The 22776-nt window shown below is 39.1% G+C and carries 20 protein-coding genes and 1 pseudogene; 3 read left to right on the forward strand and 18 right to left on the reverse strand.

The genetic code is table 11. From position 1 onward, the window contains the following. Positions 1-240: 240 nt before the first annotated feature. Complete coding sequence (locus ACIQAA_RS20795; protein WP_402623082.1) at positions 241-1368, forward strand: GntR family transcriptional regulator; 1128 nt, start codon at positions 241-243, stop codon at positions 1366-1368. Between the two features lie 120 nt (positions 1369-1488). On the opposite strand, the gene ACIQAA_RS20800 is transcribed toward ACIQAA_RS20795, so the two are convergent. Further along, positions 1489-2769, reverse strand: a complete 1281-nt coding sequence (locus ACIQAA_RS20800; RefSeq protein ID WP_402623084.1) for a glycoside hydrolase family 27 protein — start codon at positions 2767-2769, stop codon at positions 1489-1491. 120 nt (positions 2770-2889) lie between these two features. Beyond that, positions 2890-3597: an HAD family hydrolase gene (locus ACIQAA_RS20805; protein ID WP_402623086.1), complete on the reverse strand. Its 708-nt coding sequence runs from the start codon at positions 3595-3597 to the stop codon at positions 2890-2892. 107 nt (positions 3598-3704) lie between these two features. On the opposite strand from ACIQAA_RS20805, the gene ACIQAA_RS20810 reads away from it, so the two are divergent. Beyond that, positions 3705-4298, forward strand: coding sequence for a DUF624 domain-containing protein (locus tag ACIQAA_RS20810; RefSeq protein ID WP_402623088.1), 594 nt, complete (start codon positions 3705-3707; stop codon positions 4296-4298). Positions 4299-4445: 147 nt separating this feature from the next. Here the strand turns inward: ACIQAA_RS20810 and ACIQAA_RS20815 are convergent. The 5 genes and pseudogenes from ACIQAA_RS20815 to ACIQAA_RS20835 form a co-directional block, all read right to left on the reverse strand. Further along, positions 4446-5621, reverse strand: a pseudogene (locus ACIQAA_RS20815) (amidohydrolase). A 3-nt stretch (positions 5622-5624) separates the two neighbouring features. After that, positions 5625-6878 carry a Zn-dependent hydrolase gene (locus ACIQAA_RS20820; protein ID WP_402623091.1) on the reverse strand — a complete coding sequence of 418 codons (1254 nt, stop codon included), beginning with the start codon at positions 6876-6878 and terminating at the stop codon, positions 5625-5627. Between the two features lie 16 nt (positions 6879-6894). Next, on the reverse strand, positions 6895-8097 hold the full coding sequence (locus ACIQAA_RS20825; protein WP_402623093.1) for a hypothetical protein: 1203 nt from the start codon (positions 8095-8097) through the stop codon (positions 6895-6897). Between the two features lie 254 nt (positions 8098-8351). Further along, the gene (locus tag ACIQAA_RS20830) at positions 8352-8978 is read right to left on the reverse strand and encodes a histidine phosphatase family protein (protein ID WP_402623096.1); all 627 of its coding nucleotides are present in this window, start codon (positions 8976-8978) and stop codon (positions 8352-8354) included. A 138-nt stretch (positions 8979-9116) separates the two neighbouring features. Further along, positions 9117-10283 carry a TraB/GumN family protein gene (locus ACIQAA_RS20835; RefSeq protein WP_402623099.1) on the reverse strand — a complete coding sequence of 389 codons (1167 nt, stop codon included), beginning with the start codon at positions 10281-10283 and terminating at the stop codon, positions 9117-9119. A gap of 129 nt (positions 10284-10412) precedes the next feature. On the opposite strand from ACIQAA_RS20835, the gene ACIQAA_RS20840 reads away from it, so the two are divergent. After that, entirely contained in the window at positions 10413-11324 is a 912-nt protein-coding gene (locus ACIQAA_RS20840) for an AraC family transcriptional regulator (protein ID WP_402623102.1), read from the forward strand. Between the two features lie 4 nt (positions 11325-11328). Here the strand turns inward: ACIQAA_RS20840 and ACIQAA_RS20845 are convergent, their stop codons facing one another. The 11 genes from ACIQAA_RS20845 to ACIQAA_RS20895 all read right to left on the reverse strand — a co-directional run bounded on the left by ACIQAA_RS20845 (position 11329) and on the right by ACIQAA_RS20895 (position 22776). Then, positions 11329-12561, reverse strand: coding sequence for an MFS transporter (locus ACIQAA_RS20845; protein ID WP_402623105.1), 1233 nt, complete (start codon positions 12559-12561; stop codon positions 11329-11331). A gap of 82 nt (positions 12562-12643) precedes the next feature. Beyond that, on the reverse strand, positions 12644-13357 hold the full coding sequence (locus tag ACIQAA_RS20850) for a class II aldolase/adducin family protein (protein ID WP_402623107.1): 714 nt from the start codon (positions 13355-13357) through the stop codon (positions 12644-12646). Between the two features lie 179 nt (positions 13358-13536). Further along, a complete protein-coding gene (locus tag ACIQAA_RS20855) occupies positions 13537-14199 on the reverse strand; it encodes an amino acid ABC transporter permease (protein WP_045514849.1) in 663 nt (220 codons plus the stop codon). Between the two features lie 11 nt (positions 14200-14210). Further along, a complete protein-coding gene (locus ACIQAA_RS20860; RefSeq protein ID WP_045514847.1) occupies positions 14211-14849 on the reverse strand; it encodes an amino acid ABC transporter permease in 639 nt (212 codons plus the stop codon). A 90-nt stretch (positions 14850-14939) separates the two neighbouring features. Further along, on the reverse strand, positions 14940-15746 hold the full coding sequence (locus tag ACIQAA_RS20865) for a transporter substrate-binding domain-containing protein (protein WP_402623111.1): 807 nt from the start codon (positions 15744-15746) through the stop codon (positions 14940-14942). A gap of 17 nt (positions 15747-15763) precedes the next feature. Further along, the gene (locus ACIQAA_RS20870) at positions 15764-16492 is read right to left on the reverse strand and encodes an amino acid ABC transporter ATP-binding protein (protein ID WP_402623112.1); all 729 of its coding nucleotides are present in this window, start codon (positions 16490-16492) and stop codon (positions 15764-15766) included. Between the two features lie 289 nt (positions 16493-16781). Next, positions 16782-17855 (reverse strand): S-methyl-5-thioribose-1-phosphate isomerase, encoded by a 1074-nt coding sequence (mtnA, locus tag ACIQAA_RS20875; protein WP_402623115.1) that lies wholly within the window; start codon positions 17853-17855, stop codon positions 16782-16784. Positions 17856-17860: 5 nt separating this feature from the next. Continuing rightward, positions 17861-19093 (reverse strand): S-methyl-5-thioribose kinase, encoded by a 1233-nt coding sequence (gene mtnK / locus ACIQAA_RS20880; protein ID WP_402623118.1) that lies wholly within the window; start codon positions 19091-19093, stop codon positions 17861-17863. 16 nt (positions 19094-19109) lie between these two features. Continuing rightward, entirely contained in the window at positions 19110-20114 is a 1005-nt protein-coding gene (locus ACIQAA_RS20885; RefSeq protein ID WP_402623120.1) for an ABC transporter permease, read from the reverse strand. 1 nt (position 20115) lies between these two features. Beyond that, the gene (locus ACIQAA_RS20890; protein WP_402623122.1) at positions 20116-21618 is read right to left on the reverse strand and encodes a sugar ABC transporter ATP-binding protein; all 1503 of its coding nucleotides are present in this window, start codon (positions 21616-21618) and stop codon (positions 20116-20118) included. Between the two features lie 165 nt (positions 21619-21783). Next, entirely contained in the window at positions 21784-22776 is a 993-nt protein-coding gene (locus tag ACIQAA_RS20895) for a Gfo/Idh/MocA family protein (protein WP_402623125.1), read from the reverse strand.

Genomic DNA, 22776 nt, shown 5'->3' on the forward strand with positions numbered 1-22776 from the left:
TTAACTGAAGGCATTATAATTACGTTTCTCTTATCTCTTTGAAAGCGTATTCCCTACAGTTAAAATAGTAATATACCTGTTCGTACATGTCAATCATGTTTTAATAAATTTTTTACTTATGTACGTACGTGTTTTTAAGGTATAATGTTATTGTATAATAAAAACATAGTAATCTCTTTTATTCTATAGTCCAATATTTCGAAGGTTATACACATACGCAATATAGAAAGTGGTGATACAATGGCACAAAAAACCAAGTACAATATGGTGAAAGAACAGATAACAGATTGGATCACCAGTGGTAAGGTTAGGCCTGGTGAAAAAATCCACTCAGAAAATGAACTTGTTAAAATGTTTGGTGTCAGCAGGCATACAGTTCGTCAGGCAGTGGGAGATTTAGTACATGAGGGATGGCTTTATAGGGAACAAGGAGCCGGAACCTTTTGTTCGTTTAAACAGGAAGAAAATGAGTCAACTGTTCTGCCAGCTCAGACGAATGGCAAAAATATCGGAGTCATAACAACCTATATTTCCGACTATATTTTCCCTTCTATTATTAGAGGAATTGAATCATACCTAACAGCCGAAGGTTATTCATTAACGTTTGCATGTACGGATAACGACATCGAAAAAGAAAAACAATGCTTACAAACCATGTTAAACAGAAATATCGATGGTCTTATCGTTGAACCGACAAAAAGTAGTGTTTATAATCCCAACATACATTACTATTTAGAACTAGAACAGCATAACATACCATATTTAATGATTAATCAGTTTTATCCACAGTTAGCCCCTCCACATATTGTTGTCAATGATGAACACGGAGGCTATATTGCTACTGAACATTTAATTAAGCTTGGTCATCGCAAGATTATCGGATTATTTAAAACCGACGATCTTCAAGGAGTTAACCGTATGCAAGGTTTTATCCGTGCATTCCGGGAACACGGGATTACGTTCTTCCCAGACATGGTTATCTCCTACTCAACCGAGGACATGAACGAAAAAATTAAGGATCAACTAAACAAGTTTTATTCATCAGATGATAAGCCGACAGCAATTGTTTGTTACAATGACCAGTTAGCTCTGATGGTTGTTGATGTATTAAGAAATTATCAAATAAGTGTCCCAGACGATGTTTCAATTGTTGGTTATGATGACTCGTTTCTAGCTGAGGCTTTTGAAGTGAAGTTAACATCTGTGGCCCATCCTAAAATGGAAATGGGGATTGAAGCAGCAAAGAGGATTGTTGCAGCGGTAGAAGGAAAGGACAATAATCCCCAGTCTATTATTTATGAACCTGAGTTGGTTGTGAGACATTCCACTGCTCCGGTAAAAAGCGAAGATTTGGTTATACAAGAATAATAGTGACAATTCAATTTTGTTAAGGCTTTCACCATTTATACTAAATAAAAAAAACACACGTGCAAAATCGTGTGTTTTTTTGTTTAGTATAATTGTCCGATTACGAGACTACTACAATCATCAATATAACTTTAGCAAAATCGAAGAGTGAGGGGCTAACGTTTGTTCAATTCCATCTGTTACCAAGCCTAATTCTTCATGTTTCCACAAATCTCTAGCTTGAAGTCCTTTTGATAGACCCAGCTGATCTAGTGATACTTTTATAACCGCCGTTTCCTCACCTGCATTAAAAAGGGCAATATAAGTATGACCTTCGTCATTATTGGCAGCCCAAACAATCCTGTCACCATTTCGTTCAATCAGGCGATTGCCGTGACTAGTTTGATTTACTTCAAGTACCTCTTTATTCGTAAGCAAGGATAACGTCCATTCATCATTATCACGGAGTTCACCGCCAAACATAAGCGGAGACCGGAAAATTGCCCATAACGTCATCATCGTAACTTGCTCATCTTTAGTAAATCTAGTCCAGCGGTCCCCGCCGCCGCCATCAACTGAGCGAAGTCCGATATGGCCTAGCGGCAGCATATCACAATCCGGCCAATGACCAGGTCCAACATGTTCGTACCACTTCTCACATCTTTCAAACATGCCATATAACAGACTCCAGTGATCCCAAAAGTCGTCCGTCATTCTCCACATATTGGCATTTGCCTTTAAATCCTCACTGTATTCCAAAGGTGCAGGACCTGGAGACAGACTAAGAACCATATCCCTTCCACACTGGTCGATTGCGTTTCGAATGAGCTCAATTTCAGCCTTATGAAAATAATAAAGTCTTGAAGCAGCAATGTCATCGACTTTAACAAAGTCTACTCCCCACTCCGCATACAATTGAAACAAGGAATTGTAGTACTCCTGCGCCCCTTCTTTTTGGGGATCAATTCCATACATATCCGTATTCCAAGGACAAATAGAATTTGGGTGCGCAATTTCTCTAGCCCTTACATCCGTACCTAATAAAGGGGTATTGTTATGAACAGCCTGCCGCGGGATTCCGCGCATGATGTGGATACCAAATTTTAATCCAAGGTTATGTACATAATCTGCTAATGGTTTAAAACCTTTCCCATTTGCAGAAGAAGGAAAGCGATTCACCGCTGGTACTAATCTTGAGTATTCATCCATCTCAAGGGGGACAAAAGGCCGATACGCCGAGGAAACAGCACCTGCTTCGTACCATTGGATATCAACGACAACGTATTCCCAGCCATAAGGCTTAAGGCGCTCTGCTATATAGTCAGCATTGCCTTTTACTTCGTCTTCAGTGACAGTTGCTCCATAGCAATCCCAACTATTCCATCCCATTGGGGGGATTTTTGCAAAAGTATGGTGTTTCATTTTTGTTGTTCCTCCCTTCAACTTATATGACCTTATGTCTTAATAATACGCAACAAGCACAGCGTCTACAATAAGATTTTCTGAAATGTTCGTACAATTTGATTTACCCATTTGGATGATTTAACTGTCTTTATCTAAAATATCGATTATGGATAGAAGATGATCAATAACTGCTAAGGGTTTATGGCCGGTACCTGCCAGCCTTTTTCGGTGGTTATACCAAATCGCCTGCCAGCCCGCTTCTATCGGTGCCGCTACATCGTTGGGCCAAGAGTCCCCAATATAGAGGATCTCACTTGGACTCATGTTGACTTTTTGTGCCACATGATGAAATATTTGTTTGTTTGGTTTTGCCACTCCCACTTCATCAGAAATAAAGATGCGGTCTCTAGAAACGTAACTTGTCAGGCCAAGTGAGTTTATTTTATTAAACTGATGCTGTACTGGCCCATTTGTAATGATACCCACAAGTTTACCCTTAGCTTTTAAAAAGTTTATTAGTTCCGGAACCTTCGCAAATAACTGGAGGTTGTCCAAATTCAACTCATATTGGGCTTGGAAATCACTAGCCTGTTCATTCGTAATGCTCTTTTGAAAATATTCTAATGCCATAACAATTCTAGCTATCCGGAGTTCTTCTAACGTCATTTCTTGATTGCTATATTTTTTCCATAACAAATCGCTGAAGTCCCTAAATTTTTTGTACAAGGACTCAACATCCATTTGTTGATAAAGAGCAGGAAATGAGTCTTTAAACGCTTTAGAAAAAGGAAATAGGTGGTCATGTAATGTATCATCTAAGTCAAAGAAGATTGCTTTAATCGCCATTCTGTCCTCCTAAAAGACAATTTTACCAATGAACTTGTACTTCTTTTTTAAAAAGTTGTATGGTATTTTAATAGTACTATAGAAAAAACGAAATATGGAGAGCTAACATGAAACAATTATTCAAAATCCTTGAATTTGTAACAGCCTTTTTCCAATTAAATCTCCTATGGCTTTTATTCTGCCTGCCGGTCATTACGATTTTCCCTGCCACTGTGGCAATGTTTTGCGTGATTCGCCAGTGGGTATTGCATAAAGACTATAGTGTTTTTCGTAATTTTTTCCAATACTTTAAAGAGAACTTCAAACAAAGTTTTGTCTTAGGGATTATCTGGATTGTTTTCGCTGGACTGTTTTTCCTAAATTTTATGTTATTGAAAAACTTTACCTCTTTCCAATATGTACTCTTAGCTGTTTTAACTTTAATTGGTTTAGTAATGCTTTTCATCACCATTTTTATTTTTCCAACCATTGCAAATTACAATGTTAATTGGACGACTGCAATCAAGAACTCCTTATTCTTTTCAATCAGATATATACTAGTTACACTGTCTCTTATTGTCTTACTCATCTTAACGATCCTAATCTTATTCACCTGGAAGATTACCTTCATGTTTATATTCTGTGTATACGCGTATTGTAACTATCACTTATGTAACCTCGTATTCGATAAAATCCAACGACTACAAACAACACAACCATAAAAGCAGCATAAAATGGATACCGCCAACGGCAGTATCCATTTTTTAATGTAATTTATACCTTTAATTAGCGACTGTCCGCCTGAGGTGGACAGTGTCCACGAGTGGTGCCTGTCACCTGGGTGTCACCCAGGTGACAGGCACCATATTTTATTCATTTAGGTATGCCCATGCATATTGGGCGTAGAGTTCTGCGCCTGTTGCGAGGGCGTCTTCGTCGATGTTGAATTTGCCGTGGTGATGCGCCCATTCTGTGTCTTTTTCGGGATTGCCGCTGCCGACTAGGGCGAAGCTGCCTGGTGCATGGTCGAGGTATTCACTGAAGTCTTCGCCGCCCATGGTTGGTTTTTCGTTATAAACCATATCGTCCCCAAATGCTTCTGCAGCAACTTTTTGCACTAGATTTGCACTGTATTCATCGTTAAGTACCGCTTTAGTTCCACGAATATATTCCACCTTTGCAGTCGCACCGTAAATCGCAGCTACCTGGTCAGCATAATGCTGGAGCTGGGTTTCGATATGTTCTCTTGTCTCAGGGTGGAAACAGCGGACTGTTCCTTCTATTACTGCATTTTCAGCTATAACATTGAACCTTGTACCGACATTCATTTTTCCTATTGTAAGAACAGCTGGATGCTGCGCATCAATGGTTCTCGATACAACGGTTTGTACATTCATGACGAAGGATGAGGCTACGATTGCAGTATCAATACATGCATGCGGCATGGCTCCATGCCCGCCTCTGCCCTTAAAGGTAACTTTAAATAAATCTGCTGATGCAAAGGATGGTCCAGGAGTACACGATACTTTGTGCGTTGGCATTTGAGACCAAATGTGGATTCCAAAGACGTTATCCACTCCTTCCATAGCACCTTGTTCCACCAACGCTTTTGCTCCTTCCGCTACTTCTTCAGCCGGCTGGAACAATAAGCGTACATTCCCCGGTATTTCTTCTTTTATTTCATTTAGAGCTTTAGCTGCGATTAATAACATGGCTGTGTGTGCGTCGTGTCCGCAGGCATGCATTTTGCCAGCTTCTTTTGAAGCATACGGCAGGTCCTGGTTCAATTCTTCTACCTGCAATGCATCCATGTCTCCACGCAGGGCAACCGTTTTACCGGGTCTGCCCCCTTTAATTTCAGCAATTACCCCAGTAGGTTCAGCCCTTCTGTATGTGATTCCTAAATCATCAAGATACTGGCAGACAAATTCAGTAGTTTTATATTCCTCCCAGGATACTTCCGGTTCAGAATGCAGCCTTCTTCGTTATTGTGTTAGTTCTTCACTATAAGTGTGGATTGCTTCTTTAATTTTAGAGTGAATCATACCTTATTCCGCCTCCGTCAACTTTTTTGCTGCTTCATATAGAACCTGAACAGCATTTGCTATATGTCTTGAGTCGGACCATTCTTCCGGACAATGACTTAATCCATCTTTACTCGGAATAAACAGCATACCTACATTCGTAAAATCAGAAAAGACCATGGCATCGTGACCAGCGCCGCTGTTAATCGAACACTTAGGAATACCCAGCTCACTGCTCTTTCTCTTTAACAAGGAGACAATATCCTTGTTCATTTCTTTTGGCTGTATATACAAAAGCTGCTCAACAGTAACTTCAATACCTGTTTCGCTATATGAAACTGCTAAGTCTTTCACTTTTTGGATAACATTCAAAACATTTTCTTCCTTACCTGAACGGATGTCCACCGTGAATACTGTTTTATCAGGAATAACATTTGCTCCATTCGGAAATACACTTAAACGTCCAGTAGTAACGACCGTTCCTTCCCCTTCTGTTTCGGCAAGGTCCGGGAATTGCGCAATCATCTTAGCTGCAGTGACTAACGCGTCAGCTCTACGATCCATTGGAGTAGTACCGGCATGTCCGGCCTGCCCCTTTACCGTTACTTCTAATTGAGTCAGACCAACAATCGCTTCCACGACTCCAATAGGGATACCTTTTTCTTCAAGGATTGGTCCTTGTTCAATATGCAGCTCCAGGTATGCCTTCATGGTTTTGGGATCTCTTTTTTTCGGAAGCGAAGGATCGAGTCCAATTTCCTTCATGGAATCCACTGCATAAATTCCATCTTTATCTTTTAAACTATTAAAACCTTCCTCATCTAATAATCCTACGATTCCGCGTGAACCCATCAGTCCGCCGCCAAATCTTGACCCTTCTTCTTCGATAAGAGCAATCACTTCTAAAGGATATTTAGGTGTTAACTTGTTTTCCGCAAAAAGCGCAGCGACTTCAAGTCCTGCCACAACTCCCGCAGGTCCATCATAGGAGCCGCCATTTGGAACGGAATCAAAATGGGAACCAATAAGAACACTCGGAGCATCCTTTAAAGTTCCTTCAAGTCTCCCAAAAATATTACCAAATCCATCTTCCTGAACAGTTAAACCATATTTTTTCATTTTCTGTTTAATATATTGTCTTGCCTGCAAATCCTCAGGACTATATGTAAGCCGGGTAGTACCTTTACCCGGTGTAGCGGTAAAGGTACTCAATGTATCAATATGGCTTTCAATTCTAGCCTGAACTTGTTCTAAATTTGTTTCTATTTTTGTTTCCATTTACTCCAACTCCTTCTTACAAGAACCCTACAAAGATACCTGCTAGTATAACCGACACCATTGTTACGGTAATGAATCCTCCGACAAGCATAGGAGGCAGCATATTGCTGGTCAGCATTTCTCTTTCCTTTTCATCTTCTGTCAAGGATTTAATGACTTCGTTTGTGATAATGTAATCAGCTGGAAATCCATATAAAGCTGTAAGCGAAACAGCGAAAGCCATATCTTTGCTTACTTTTAAAATCTTTCCGGCAATGAATGAGAAGATATACATCCCGATTACCCCTAATACAATTGTTCCGACAAGCGGGTAGATAATTTCAAGCATCATGCTTGGTGTCGCTTGTTTTAATCCGTCAAAGATAAACAGCATAAGCGCCATGATGGCAAATCCGAAACCATTTGCTTTTTGTAAAACCTGCTTTTCCAGGAATCCAGCACTAGTGGCAATGACCCCGAACAATAAGCAAAGTACAAACGGGCTGATTGTAACCACAGGAGCTAATAGAGTTGAAGTTAGATAAGCTAGGTATGCAACCAATGAAAGCCTCAAAAACTTAAAGAAGTCGGTATTATACTTTTCTGGCATATTCTTAAAAAGTTTCAACTCAGGTTTGGCAGCTGCTTCAGCGGCGACTTCAACTGCAGCCTTCCCTTGTGCTTTTTCCGCAAGTTGTCCGCTGCGATATTGCTGTAGAAGTCTCTTCCCTTCTTTTTTCAAAACGATAGAAGTGATCGGATATCCCGCAAATCCCTGCATAACATAAATCACGATAGCAAATACAGATAATGATGCAAGTCCTGCTTCCTTAGCTCCTTCAGACATGATCAAGGCGGACACAACTCCACCTACTAAAGGAGGAATCGCAACAACTACTGTCTGATAGCCGAAAAGGAATGTTCCAATTCCGAATAATATTGCAATAATTCCTAAAATCCCCGAGAGAGCAATTATGATGGTTTTCCACTGGTTCTTCAATTCTTGAAGCGATAGTAACGTTCCCATATTGGTAATTAATAAGTACATCATCATTGTTGCAACCACTGGCGGCACCCCTGCGAGTGCTACGATGTCTTGTGGGAAGAATGTCCAATATCCCCCAAGGAACAAGACGGCACAAATAAAAATTGAAGGTACCCATGCCTTTGTTCGTACGGCAACAAAATCTCCAATAAATAAAATAAGCATAAGAATAACTAGAGCTAACATCTGTGACATGCAGAGTCCCTTCTTTCTGGTTAGATTTACTAAACTTTCGTCTTACGAAAGATTTTATTATTACTAGAATAATAATATAATTATACTTTTCAGTCAATTTAAATTATTGGAAATTTTCATGTAATAGTTTTTACTGCTTTTCTTAGCTGAAAAATAAACATTTTGTTATTTTAGAAAATAGTTTTATAATTCTAAAAGGAAAATAATATAAAAAAACACTCTCATTCGAATTCAACGAGAGTGGATCATAAGTTTTAGTTTTCCACGACTGGCACGAAAATTTTCTCGTACTGATAATCTCCATCTACTTCATTTATTTTAATAACCGAGGCGTTTTCTACCGGTTTGAAATTTTTTAAATCTTCTATTGGCCAATTCATCAAAAAGGTTAGAAGCATGTGGATAAAGGCTGCATGGGTGACAATCACAATATTTTCATAGCGTTGCTGTTTCCTCACACGTTCTACTACCGTATGCATGAACATCGTCGCACGCAAGTACACATCTGCCAGTGATTCTCCATTTTCAAAGCGAAAGTAAAATTGACCAGCCGCTTTGAACTCCTTCTTCTTTTCAGGGGGACGATCAGCAAAATCATAAAGATTCCCCAGCTCCCACTCTCGTATTAATGGATTCTCGTAAAATGGAACGCTTTCTGGTAATCGAGCATGAATGGCCTTAGCGGTTTGCATCGTTCTTAGATAAGGTGAACTGTACAGAACAGTCTTTGAGGTGACGATTGTTTTGAAAAATTCTGCGGTTACCTGGGCTTGTTTATGCCCCAGTTCCGTTAAACTATGCTGTGAATCATGGGTATGCGCCATCACTGTTTTATCCACATTATGCTCTGCTTCGCCATGACGGATGAGATAAATATTCAACCATTTCCAACCCCTCTGCTAGTCTATTACCTCTATTCTACTTCAGCCCGCAGCAGTATTACCTAGTAAACGTTCGACAACATTTTACAACGATAAAAAACCACAGCTCCTAGAACTGTGGTTGAGATCAAACACTTTTTACAAATTATTAAGGAACGTACGAATCACGTCTGCTCCCCCGATAAAGGTTCCAAATGAACCTCCAATGTTGGTAAGAATGATGACCAGCAGGACCCTTGTAAATTTATTCCGCCAAAAGCCCTTTAAAGAGAATACGTCTTCTGATAATGTTTCAAAGTCTGCGACACTCGGCCGTTTGATATAAGCTTGTACAATCCCCGAGACCCAACCTGCCGCCAACAATGGATGTAAGGTGGTTATTGGCGCGGCCAAAAAGGCTGATAAAATGGCCAACGGGTGTCCCAATGCAGCAGCCGCACCAAGTGCAGCGGTGATTCCGGTCCATAGAATCCAGCTAATTGCTTGATCCATACCAGCAGATGGGTTAAGAAAAAAGGTAACTGCTATAAGCGCAACAATCAGTACGGGAATAGCCCAGCCGATAATTTGCGGTGTTTTAGATTTTGGTTTTGTTTTTGTGAGTGCCTGCAAATCCTGGTCATTATGAATCTCTTTTGTGATTCCTGGGACGTGCGCTGCCCCAAGAACTGCGACAACCTTTTTGCCAGGTGCTTCTTTAATTTTTTGAGCTAGGTATTGATCACGTTCATCAATCAAAGGCTTCTTTAGTTTAGGAAATGCTTCGGAAATTTCCGCAAGTGAAGCATTCAATGTATCTTGAGTCTTCATTTTCTCAAGTTCTTCTTCTGAAATGGTTTCTTTATTAAAAATACTATAAATAATTGATGTGAGCAGCTGGGCTTTTCCCCAGACACCAACATTACCCCAAATACGCGAGAACGTAATTTGGATATTACGGTCGGCTAAAACGAGCTCAGCCCCTATTTCTTTTGCTGATTCAATCCCTTGAATCATTTCCTGACCTGGTTTTGTGTCAAATTGCTTGGCTAAACGGTTTTGGAAGGAGGAAATCGCCAAATTCATGATTAATAATGTTGCCTTTTTTTCTTTTATGACCTTAAAGATATCCGTTTCTCTCCATTTGCTGCCTTCCATAATCGACTTGTAGCGTTGTTCATCCAATTCAATACAAACAGAATCAGGCTGTTCACGGTCTATGACCTCTTTAACCTGTGCAACACTTTGTTTGGAAACGTGAGCGGTACCAATTAATATAATTTCTTTGCCGTCCAAATCAATTCGGGTTATGTTTTCTTCCGTCATAATCTACTTCCTATCATAAATATACTTATTTCCTATAAATGTCTCTATCCTTATAATGAAGTAGAACCCGGAGAATTTCAACACATTATATTTTGATACAGTTATCCAAAAAAGCTTAGTAGATTTGAGGTGATAGATATCCAACAGTTACTCCTGCTGCAACAAGTGATTGATTATATTGAGCAACATATACAGGAAGAAATTGATCCAGAGAATTTAGCAAACATGGCGGGATATTCTCCTTATCATTTTTATCGAGTTTTTCAGAAGCATACAGGATATACGCTAATGGACTATGTAGTAAAGAGAAAGCTTCAATACGCTTTACATGAATTAGTTAATGGAAAAAAAATCATCCAAATTGCCATGGATTACGGATTTGAAACCCATGCAGGTTTTACAAAAGCCTTTAAAAAATGCTTTGGAAGCCCTCCTAGTTTTTATAAGATTCATTGCCCAAAATCATTACCACAAAAATTAGATTTGATTAGTATTCATCAAAAGAACACGGGCGGCATCGTGATGCAGCCTATGATTGTGAAAAGGCCGTCCTTCACGGTTGCTGGCAAAACATTTCCCATTAATATAGGAAATGTTTCTTTTACTAGAGATGCACCTGCGATTTGGGATCAAGAAGGGCTGGCAGATGGTTCGATCGAAAGATTTCTATATCAATCACTAGCCCCGAAAAGGCATGGGGAGTACTGTATTAATTTAAGTCCTTCAGCAGCAGAAGATAAGTTTATCTATTTATTTGCTGTCGATTTAGACAGTGATACTTCGCTTCCAGATGGGCTGACACCTTTACAAATACCAGCAGCCACTTATGCTCTGTTCAGAACTCCTTTGGTTGAAGTTGAGAAGTTTGCTTCAGCCATCAAAGGAACATGGAAATATATCTTGGAGGACTGGTTCCCACAATCATCTTATGAAGTGGATGAAGATGCTTTTGACTTTGAATACTATGATGAACATTGCCACCACTGGGATTACGACAAAGTCTATATGGAGATTCATATTCCCATAAAAGAAAGAGGATGAATTCTCATCCTCTAGTTTTTTTCATAATATGTTGATATAAAAATAGGACAGGCGTTAATATAATGGCACTAACCAATATGGCTATTTTAATCGTAAAGTTTGACGCAAACACGCCAATCACAGGTCCACCGCCAATTTGTCCAGTTGCGTCTACCTGTCCTTTGACTGAAAAAAAGGTAGCTCGTGTGGATGAATCCGGGATGATTTTATTCAGCCAAACCGTCTCCAATGGGTACATAATGCTTCTTGAAATTTGGATAATGATATAAAAAGCTAACAAACCAACAGCGAATGTGGTAAAAGCAAAACCAATTAATGAACAGATAATTAAAATGCTCCCAATAAAAAGGGCGACGTAAATATGGTTAAGACGCTGGTGGATGGAACTATTATCAATAAAATACAGTGCAGCAAACGTCAAAAGGACGACAATAAATTGAACCCCGCCCATCAGCAAAACTAACTGACTATCTGATAAATTTGATAATCCTGATTGCTCTATAAAGTGGGGAATCCACAGTCGGTCAAAGCCCTCACTATAAAAGCCAAAAAACAATGCAATCAGAAAAAGTATTCTCATTAGATAATTTACTCTAGAATAGTAAAAAATTTGATTCATATTTTCCTTGATATTCTTCCAGACCGATACTCTCTCCACTTTTTCAGCTGGTTTAAAATTCTCTTCTTTCATAAAGAAAACCAAAAGGATGGACAGCACTGCCAACCCAATTCCGCCTAAAATGATTGGCAAATTGAGTATATAATACCCTGCCAGCATGCTTAATGGGATGGCAAGGACTTTTCCGAGATTACCTGCCTTCGCGCCTTTGACAAATGCTGAAGAAGCACGTTCTTCCCCAATCTCATCTGCAATCCAAGCTTGATGAGAACCACTCGTAAAGGTATATCCAATCCCCCAAATCACTTGAGATAAAATCACAGCTGTAAAAAACGGAAACAATCCTTCAATAATAAAACCTATTCCAATTAAGAAAAAGCCAATAATCACAGATAGTTTTCTGCTTTTTAAATCGGACAGGATTCCAGTTGGGATTTCAAAAATGAAAACAGTTGCCTCCAAAACAGTCCCCACTAAAACTAACTGCAATGGATCAAGTTGAACTATTTCAACCTGATATAACAAGTTTACGGTAAAAACAAAGGTAAAAAACAATTGAGATAAAAAACAGGTATAAATATAAACCCGATACGGATCCTTTTTCTTTAATCTATTCATCTTCTTTCCCCCTCACCTTAATCATAAAGCGAGAGGCGGCACCTTTCTTTTCCTAATTTGCGATTTATCTGTACATATGGGGTTATTCTTCTTCAGCTCTCCTATCTGCTTCACTTATCGGAACGCCGCCTGTTTTGATTCCCATCGATTCGCGAATCATTATTAAGTCAGTGATTTGCGAACGATTCAATTCGTTCGCCTTTTTCAAAATATTGTTGGAGTACATTAGGATTGTAGCGTAATGTTCAAGCGATTCCATTCGGAAGTATGCCTCCATCAGATCTCTTCCCCATGTCAGGGCTCCGTGGTTAGCTAAAAGGACAGCATTGTGTGTCTTGCAATATGGAGCAATGGAATCCGGAACTTCTTGTGTGCCAGGTAAAGCATAAGGAGCTACTGGTACATTACCTAACAACACAATCGCCTCTGGTAACACTGGTTTATCAAGAGGAATCCCAGCTATTGCAAACGATGTTGCAACTGGAGGATGAGCATGAACGACAGCAGTGACTTCTGGATTTTCATTGTAAACCCTAAGGTGCATTTTTACCTCAGAAGAAGGTTTCAAATTTCCCGAAAGAATCTTACCGGAAAGGTCCATTTTAACCATCATATCAGGTGTCATATAGCCTTTACTTACTCCAGTAGGTGTTGTCCAAATTGCATTAGGGCTCACTTTTACCGAGATATTTCCATCATTGGCCGCTACATAATTTCTGTTATATACTCTTCTTCCAATTTCGCAGATCATTTCTCTTGCTTCGAGATCGGAATAATATTGTTTGTTATCCTGCATATGTATTGAACTCCTTTTTCAGCAGAGATTTTCAATTTTAATCATCCATTAACAATATTCTTATTTTATAGTTGTGCAGTCAATTTGTTAGTAACTTTTTTCTGTTTTTTATGATAAACTTTGAATTTTTAAAAACAAAAAGAAAAGAAAAAACCGACCCTATTAATGAGCCGGATTTCTTACGCTTGCTTTAATTCTAACCTTCGTGCAACTAGTGACAAAGCATAATTAACGATAAAATACATCAATGCTACAATTACGAAAACAGGTATCACATACGATCCCTTTTGTGCGTAAATAATTTGTCCGTTGTGCAATAAATCGGGCAACGCGATGACGACGGCTAATGATGTATCTTTAAGTAAAGAAATAAATTGACTGACAATAGGAGGAACCATTCTTCTCAGAGCTTGTGGCATGATGATAAAGCGTAGTGTCTGGATGTAGTTTAGGCCAGACGCACGTCCTGCTTCAATTTGTCCTTTTTCGATCGAGTTTAAACCGCTTCGGATGATTTCTGACAGCATGGCTGATTCAAAAACCGTCAATGCTGCGATGGCCGCAGTCGTTATTTCCATTTCAATCCCGATTTCGGGCAATGCAAAATAGGTGAAGAAAATGATGAGCAGCAAAGGAAGATTACGAATCGTCTCGACAATCACGGCTAGTAATTGAGAAACAACGGGAATCCGCGCATATCTGAGAGTTCCAATAAGACCACCAATAATGAAACTGAGCACGATTGAAATTGCAGCAACCTTAAGGGTTACTCCAAATCCTTCTAGCAAAAATTTAAAATGTTCTGGTGTGTATACTTCAATGAACGGTGCCAGAAAATCCATCTCTGCCCTCCTTAATTACTTCTTGCCAAGCGTTTTTCTAAATATCCTACGCCAAGACTTAAAGGTATAGTTAAAATTAAATAAAATAAGGCAACAAAAACATAGGTATCAAAGGTTACGTACGTTTTTGCAGATATTAAATCCCCCTGATACATTAAATCCCCTCCTGCAACGACTGCTAACAAGGATGAATTTTTAACTAAATTGATAAATTGGTTGCCCAGGGGAGGGATGACGATCTTTATAGCCTGAGGGAGTATAACCATTCTCATTGCCTGGCCGTAAGTTAATCCTGTCGAGCGGGCAGCTTCCATTTGCCCTCTTGGTACAGACATAATTCCGGCACGGATGGCTTCGGCGATGAAAGCGGCTGTATAGATGGTCAACCCGATTGTTCCTGCAGTCATCCCGCCAAAGTTACCAGCTAAATAAGCGAAAAACACGATAACCAGAACTGGTATATTACGAATAAATTCAACATATGCCGTCCCTAACCAGTTAAGAGGTTTAAACGGGGCAATTCGCATAACAGCAAGAAGTGTTCCTAAAATAAAACTTCCTAATAAAGCTATTAAACTAGCAATGATGGTTATTTTTAATCCTTCTAAAAATGAATCCATATTAGTTGTTAATATCGAGAAATCCAGCAAACGATCTCCTCCTAAATAATCAGGATGAGCCGCCCGAAAAGATTACATACGGATTACAGCCCATCCTGATGAGAAACCTGGTATTAATAATTAATTTTTAATCCATTTATCCTTAATCTCATCGTACTTTCCTGAATCCTTCAGGCTTTTTAAGGCTTTATTCAACTCATCCACAAGCTCTTTATTTCCTTTTTTAACAGCAATCCCGTAGGGCTCTTCTGTAAACGTTCCTCCGACCAATTCAAATGACGGATCTTCTTCTGCCATACCATAAAGAATCGAATCATCTGTAGTCAGGGCATCACCCTTACCTGCCTTGAGTGCTGTAAAGGCTTCAGCATAGTTTTCGAATTCAAGTACAGTTGTTTCAGGCGCTTTCTCACGAATATTTATTGAAGATGTAGAGCCTTTAACAGCAAGTACATTTGTGCCTTTTTTCAAGTCTTCAATGCTCTGAATCTTGCTCCCTTTTTTCACAAGCAATGATTGCCCGGCATCAAAATAAACATCAGTAAAATCAACTTCTTTTTTGCGTTCTTCCGTGATCGTCATCGTAGCGACAACCGCATCAACCTTACCATTATTTAAGAGACCTACCCTCGTTTTCGAAGTAACCTCAACGAACTCAGGCTTAACATCCTTGCCAAACATTTCTTCTGCCAACGCTTTTGAAAGATCGATATCGAACCCTTCTACTTCACCTGTCGATGGATTTTTTAATCCAAACAAACGCGTGTCATGTTTTACGCCAAATACAATTTTTTTGTCTTCCTTGATCTGGGCTAGTACATCCTTGCTACTATCAGTAGAGGCCTTGTCCCCGCCGCAACCGGCAAGAAATAAGGCAGCTAGTATTGTTACTAATGCCATTTTTACGGATTTTTTTGTTTTGAACATTCCATTTTCCCCCTTGGTTAATGATTTAATATACGGCTGAGAAATAAGCGAGCCCGTTCTTCACGCGGATTCTCATAAAATTCAGCCGGAACTGCTTCTTCTAAAATTCTTCCTGCATCCATAAATACAATCCGGTCGGCAACCTCCCGGGCAAAGCCCATTTCGTGGGTTACTACGACCATTGTCATGCCTTCCCTGGCTAGGGTTTTCATTACATCCAGAACCTCCCCGATCATTTCGGGATCAAGTGCAGAGGTTGGTTCATCGAAAAGCATAATTTCTGGTTTCATTGCAAGGCCTCTGGCAATTGCTACACGCTGCTGCTGGCCTCCGGATAGCTGAGAAGGATAAGATTCTGCCTTATCCAATATCCCTACTTTTTCTAGATAATGTTGGGCTGTTTCCTTAGCTTCTTTTTCGGATTGGCCCAATGCTTTCATAGGAGCAAGAGTAATATTTTCAAGCACGGTTTTGTGGGGATATAAATAAAAATGTTGAAAAACCATTCCAATATTGCGCCTTAGCTTATTTATATCTGTTTTTTTATCCCCTACAGAAATCCCATTTACGGTGAGCGTCCCATCAGAGATTGTTTCCAAGTGATTGATACAGCGTAGCAGAGTACTTTTCCCTGAACCGGATGGACCTATTACGACAACTACTTCACCTTGATTGATTGTGAGATTAATATCTTTTAAGACTTGAAAATCTCCATAAAACTTATTTACCTGATTAAATACAATCATGCTTGACCTCCTGATTACAAAACCTATCAAATATCGAGTTTCTACTTTTAAAAATTTTCAGAATTAAGTAAATTATAGTCATGTTTTGTCAAAACTGTCAATTCGTGACAAATTACCTGTTTTTTTATAGGCTTTTAATACTATCTTGTAAAGTCGAATCAAAAAGAAACCTCGCCAAGATTGTGGCGAGGTTTTGCATTACTAATATACCAATTACTATGTCAAACCGTATCTCAATTCGGCTTTTAAATTTTTTAGAGGCACTTCAAAATTTATCAGTTAGACTCAGTTATAACATTTTATTTTTAAACATTTTTGGAAGGCTTTCTGTATATGGCGCATAAGCAATCCCATTTTCCGTAACAATCCCTGTGATTAATGAATGGTCGGTAACATCAAAGGCAGGGTTATAGGTTTGAACACCCTCCGGTGCCATAGATTGCTCATACCATTTCGTTGTGATTTCTTCAGACGGGCGCAATTCGATGTGAATGTCATTGCCTGTTTTACATTCTAAATCAATTGTAGATAATGGTGCACAAACATAAAATGGAATATTGTAGTGCTTTGCGAGAATCGCTACACCAGATGTTCCAATTTTATTCGCTGAATCGCCATTTGCAGCAACACGGTCACAGCCAACTAGCACTGCTTGAATTTTGCCTTCCTTCATCACGATGGAAGCCATATTATCACAAATTAACGTGACATCTACTCCAGCCTGCTGCAGCTCCCACGCCGTTAACCGAGCTCCTTGGAGTAATGGTCTTGTTTCATCTGCATAGACTTTGAAGTTATAACCTTTTTCCTGACCTAAATAAATCGGAGCTAATGCCGTTCCGTACTTGGCCGTTGCGATGGTTCCAGCATTACAATGCGTTAGTAATCCCCAGCCTGGCTCCAGCAAGGACAATGCATTCTGACCAATGGCTTCGCAGATTTTTTCATCCTCCGCACGAATCGCTTCCGATTCCTCTTTCAGTGCTGCTTTCACTTCTGCTACACTTTTCCCTGCTTCTTGTTTAAATCGGTCTTCCATCCGATTTAATGCCCAGAACAGGTTTACAGCTGTTGGTCGTGAAGTAGCCAAGTAATCCTTCACCTTCTTAAAGTCTGCATAAAGCGCTTCATAGGTTTCTGCTGTTGATTTCTTTGATCCTAAATAAGCACCATATGCTGCAGCGATACCAATTGCAGGTGCTCCACGGACCTTTAATTGATAAATCGCGTCCCATATATCTTCCATTTCCTTTAATTCTAGGAAATTAGTTTCATTTGGTAATACTGTTTGATCTAATAATACTAATGTATCATTCTCATCATCTAGTCTTACAGATTGTATAACAGTAACTGGATTTTGCACGAAGTTTATGCCCCTTTCACAGATGTAAGTTCAGCAGATTGAATCACATTGATAAAATCTGCTCCAGTTTTGATGGAGTCACGATTTATAATAAATGTTTTTCCAGCTGTTAAACAAATTTTTTCTGCCCGAATTCTTGCTTCACGATCCTCAATGGTCGTTAAATCCTTCACCTTTGCAAGTCCGATAACTCTTCGAAGCAGCTCAAGACCTGCAACCGCTGCAGTATCTCTTAACACTGTATCTAAATAATATTCCTTAAATCCATCATAGCTCGCCACTCGTTCAGTCGCTTTTTCATCCCAAGCTTTGTTGAATTTATCTGTAAATAAATTTATAACATCTTTAATAGTGGTGACAAGATAATTTAAATAGTCATCCCGGGTTTCCTCATCTTCGATCGTAAACTTACCATTTGCATAGGCAAAAACAAGATTTGCAATGACATTTCCAATATCATAGCCAGCAGGTCCATAAAACGCGAATTCAGGGTCAATTACCTTGGTAGAATTTTCTTTTATAAAAATAGATCCCGTATGAAGATCACCATGAAGTAACGATTGAGCATTTGTCATAAACTCAAATTTCAATTTCGCACTTTCCAATACTAATTTTTTATCATTCCAGATGTTTTCTTTTACAAATTCCTTTGATCCTTCAAACACTTCATTACGTGGGCAATCATAGAAGGGTTCTGTGTAAACCAAATCTTCCGTTATTTCACAAAGCTCTGGGTTAATGAATTGCTTAACCAGTTCTTTCTTTTCCTTATGTTCCACCACAACATCGGATGTTAATAATAAGGTATTTACTAAAAATGTAGAAATATGGTCAGCAAACAGCGGGAACTTCTTATGTTTTAATAGAGCTGTTCTCATAATCTCATGATCTGATAAATCATCCATTACCGTGCAATTCATAACGGGATCATAATTGTATACTTTTGGTACAAAACCAGGTGCTAGTTTGTATTGGAGTCCTAGAATTTCACTTTCAATCCGATTGCGATCTGGCGAAAGTTTAAATTCGTCAGAGATTCGTGCCACCGGTCCAGCTTGTTTAATAATGATAGACTGGTTGTTTTTTACGTCCACAATTTTAAAAACATAGTTTAAGTTTCCATCGCCAATTTCTTTACAAGTCAATTCCGCTTCTTCTGGGAAAAGATTGATTGTTTTTGCATATTCAATTGCGTCTTGTTCCGTCATGGTGAAATATTCAACTGTGAAATCCTTCATTACGAACCCCTCCAATTTATTTCTTTTTATAGTATGTTAATGCAAGTGCAAGAGCTAGAACCGTTCCTTTAACGATATCCATTGCGTAATAGGGTACAGACATCATGACAAGACCATTTTGAAGAATCCCAATTAATACGGCTCCAACGAAGGTACCAAAGGCATTGGGTTTGCCAGCTCCTAATACAGATGACCCAATAAATGCAGCTGCTACTGCATCCATTAAATAAGGCGCACCCGAATTAATTTCAGCTGTCATTACCCGTGAAGCAAGGACAATACCACCTATGGCAGCAAATGCCGCCGACATTAAGTAGGCTGCAATTTTATACTTGTTAACTGGAATGCCAGATAATCGAGCAGCTTCCTTGTTTCCTCCAATCACATACATGTAACGTCCATGTTTCGTATAATTCAGAAAAATATGAACAAGAAGAACCGCTGCAATCATGATAATGATAATCCAAGGGACCTGCCCAATTTTTGAAAAGACTTCCGGAATCGTACCCGTTGAGAATGATCCATCCGGCATGACCATATTTTGAGATACTGTAGCACCCTTTGTATAAGTCAAGGCAATTCCTTGAATGATAAACATCGTTGCGAGTGTCATTAACATATCAGGAATTTTTACCTTTACAATCATAAAAGAGTTAAATGCGCCCACTACAAGCGCAGCACCAATTGCAGCTAACAGAGCAACGAATATATTCTGAGAAAACCATACAAACATTGATATGACGACTGCATTTGTTAATGAAACGGTTGACCCAACGGATAAATCAAAACCATCAACCGATAAGGAAATGGTAATCCCAATTGCTATGATGGTAACAATTGAAATAGACCTTAAGATATTAACTATATTTGCCCCATCCATAAAGGCTTGATTTGTAATCGAGAATATAACAATTAAAGCTAAGATTGTTATTATCGTACCGTATTTGTATAAAAAATCAAATAATTCAAATCCCTTTTTTGAGGGCATTTTTTGTTGAACTTCTGGGCTCGCACTGCTCATTCTATTTACCCCCTGTTGAATAAAATAATAATTCTTCTTCATTCGTTGCATTGGTATCCAGCTCTTTGGCCACTTGTCCATCATAAACAACATAGACTCGGTCAGTAATTCCTAAAATTTCCGAGAATTCACATGATGCATAAATAATGGATTTGCCACGTTTCGCTAGTTGTGAAATAAGTTCAAAAATATCTTTTTTTGCACCAACGTCTACACCCTTTGTAGGTTCATCAAATATATAAACTTCTGCGTCGGCAATCAGCCATTTACCAATGGCTACTTTTTGTTGATTTCCGCCTGACAGATTTTGTACCCTGGTTTCTTGAGAAGGTGTCTTAATTCCCAGGGTGCCAATCATCTGAGTTGAAACTTCCTTTTCCCGCTTGAAATCTAGGAAGCTCAAAACCTTTGAAAACTTTCCTAAACTGGCTGCAGTGAGATTGGCAGCTACTGACTCCTGTACCAAAATGCCTTCCTTTCTTCTCTCCTCCGGCACAAATGCCAAACCTTGCTTCACAGCCTGATGGGGATCCTTTATTTTTACCCTTTTTCCTTTAATTTTTAATACTCCTGCGGTAACTTTTGAAGCACCAAATATAGCCTTACAAAGCTCTGATTTTCCTGCACCTACTAATCCGGCAATTCCGACAATTTCACCTGCTTTGACGTGCATATCAAAATTCTTAATCATCCCTGTATCATAAAGCCCTTTTACCTCTAGGACATGATCTCCGATTTCCACCTTATATTTTGGGAATTGTTCTTCTAGTTTTTCCCCGAGCATATATTCTACTACTCTATTTTGGGACGTTTCGGCAATCTTTTCTTTACATACAAATTCGCCATTTTTCATTACCGTGATATCGTCACAAATCTCGAATAACTCTGGAAGACGATGTGAAATAAAAATAACTCCGACATTTTTGCTTTTTAAATCCCTCACAATTCTAAACAATTCTTCGGTTTCTGAGTGACTTAACGGCGCTGTCGGCTCATCCAAGATGAGAAATTTACATTGCTTAACCAAGGATCGTGCAATAATAACCATTTGTTTTTCAGCTAATGTTAATTCACTTACCAATGTCTTTGATGAAATCTTTACATGGATACTATCTAATATGTGCGCTGCTTTTTCGTGTATATGTTTCCAGCTGACGAATTGTTTTTTTCCCATATCATTGACGGTTTCATTTAGCATGATGTTCTCTCCAACCGACAAATAAGGAATTAGTGCTGTATCGACTTCTTGGTAAACGATTTGAATACCAAGATTTTGGGCATCCTTAGGCGAGCGAATATTGACCTTTTTTCCGTCCAAATATATTTCACCAGTATAATGATGATAAGCTCCTGAGAGAACCTTCATTAACGTTGATTTTCCAGCCCCATTGGCACCGATAAGAGCATGCGTACTTCCTGTCTCTGTAGAAAAAGATACTTCGTTTAACGCTTTTACACCCGGAAATTCTATTGAAATATTTTTCATTTCTAATACTGTTGTCATGCTCAGTTCCCCCTTTCTTTGATATCTCAGAAAATTCAGCCTCTCCCTATCATACTATTTCTCGCTAAAGTGGTAAAACACTATGTATATATTGGAAAATAATTCTAGGAGCAAACAAAAACAGCACATTCCCTGATAATTATTAGGGATTATGCTGCTTTTTTATTATACTAACTTAATAATTTTTCCTGTTTTTATAGACTGATAACAGGCCTCGATGACACGCATATTTTGGATGGCATTTTCACCTGAATAAGAAGGTTCACCATTCTCTAAAATTACCTGCGAGATATGCTCAACCTGTTCTCGATAAATATCCGCAACTATTTTCTCTTCTCTTGTTACTCCCTCTTTTTGGACAATAACAAGACCTTCTCCCCCATTGTTATCTGGACGGAATGCTCGTGGAACCTTTATTTGCCCCTTCGTTCCAATCACTTCATACTCTGCTCTAAAAGCCATATCAAAGCTGCAATCGAAATGAGCATGAACACCATTTTCCATTTGCATATAACCGAAGGCGGATGTATCTACCTGGTAGTCTGAGTCCACGTTGGCGTGAATATCCACTTCAACCGGCTCAGCATTCAAGATATTCCGAATGGAGTGAATCGCATAACAGCCAATGTCATAGAGACTTCCTCCACCTTTCTCTGAATCCATTCTGACATTGCCTTCTGGCTGGGCAAGAAAAAACGAAAAGCTAGCCCTCATAAATTTAACATCACCAATTTCGCCGCTTTTGATGATTTCTCTCACCCGTTCATGCTGTGGGTGGAATTGATACATAAAGGCTTCCATAAATTTAACATTTTTATCACGGCAAAATTCAACCATTTCTTTTGTTTCGTCAGCAGTTAATGAAGCTGGCTTTTCACATAGAATATGCTTTCCATGTTTGGCCGCTTCTAGCGTCCACTTTTTATGTAAATGGTTTGGCAGCGGGATATAGACTGCGTCTATTTCGGGATCTTGCAGCATTGCTTCATAACTGCTGTACGACTTTGCTATATTAAACTGCGCTGCCACCTCCTCAGCTTTTCCACTGCTTGAGGCAATTCCTGCGACCACAGCATTTTGCGCACGATCAAATGCTGGGATCAATGATTTTTGAGCTATATTTGCGGTACTTAAAATTCCCCATCTTACCTTTTTCAA

Source organism: Neobacillus sp. NPDC093182 (assembly GCF_044754045.1).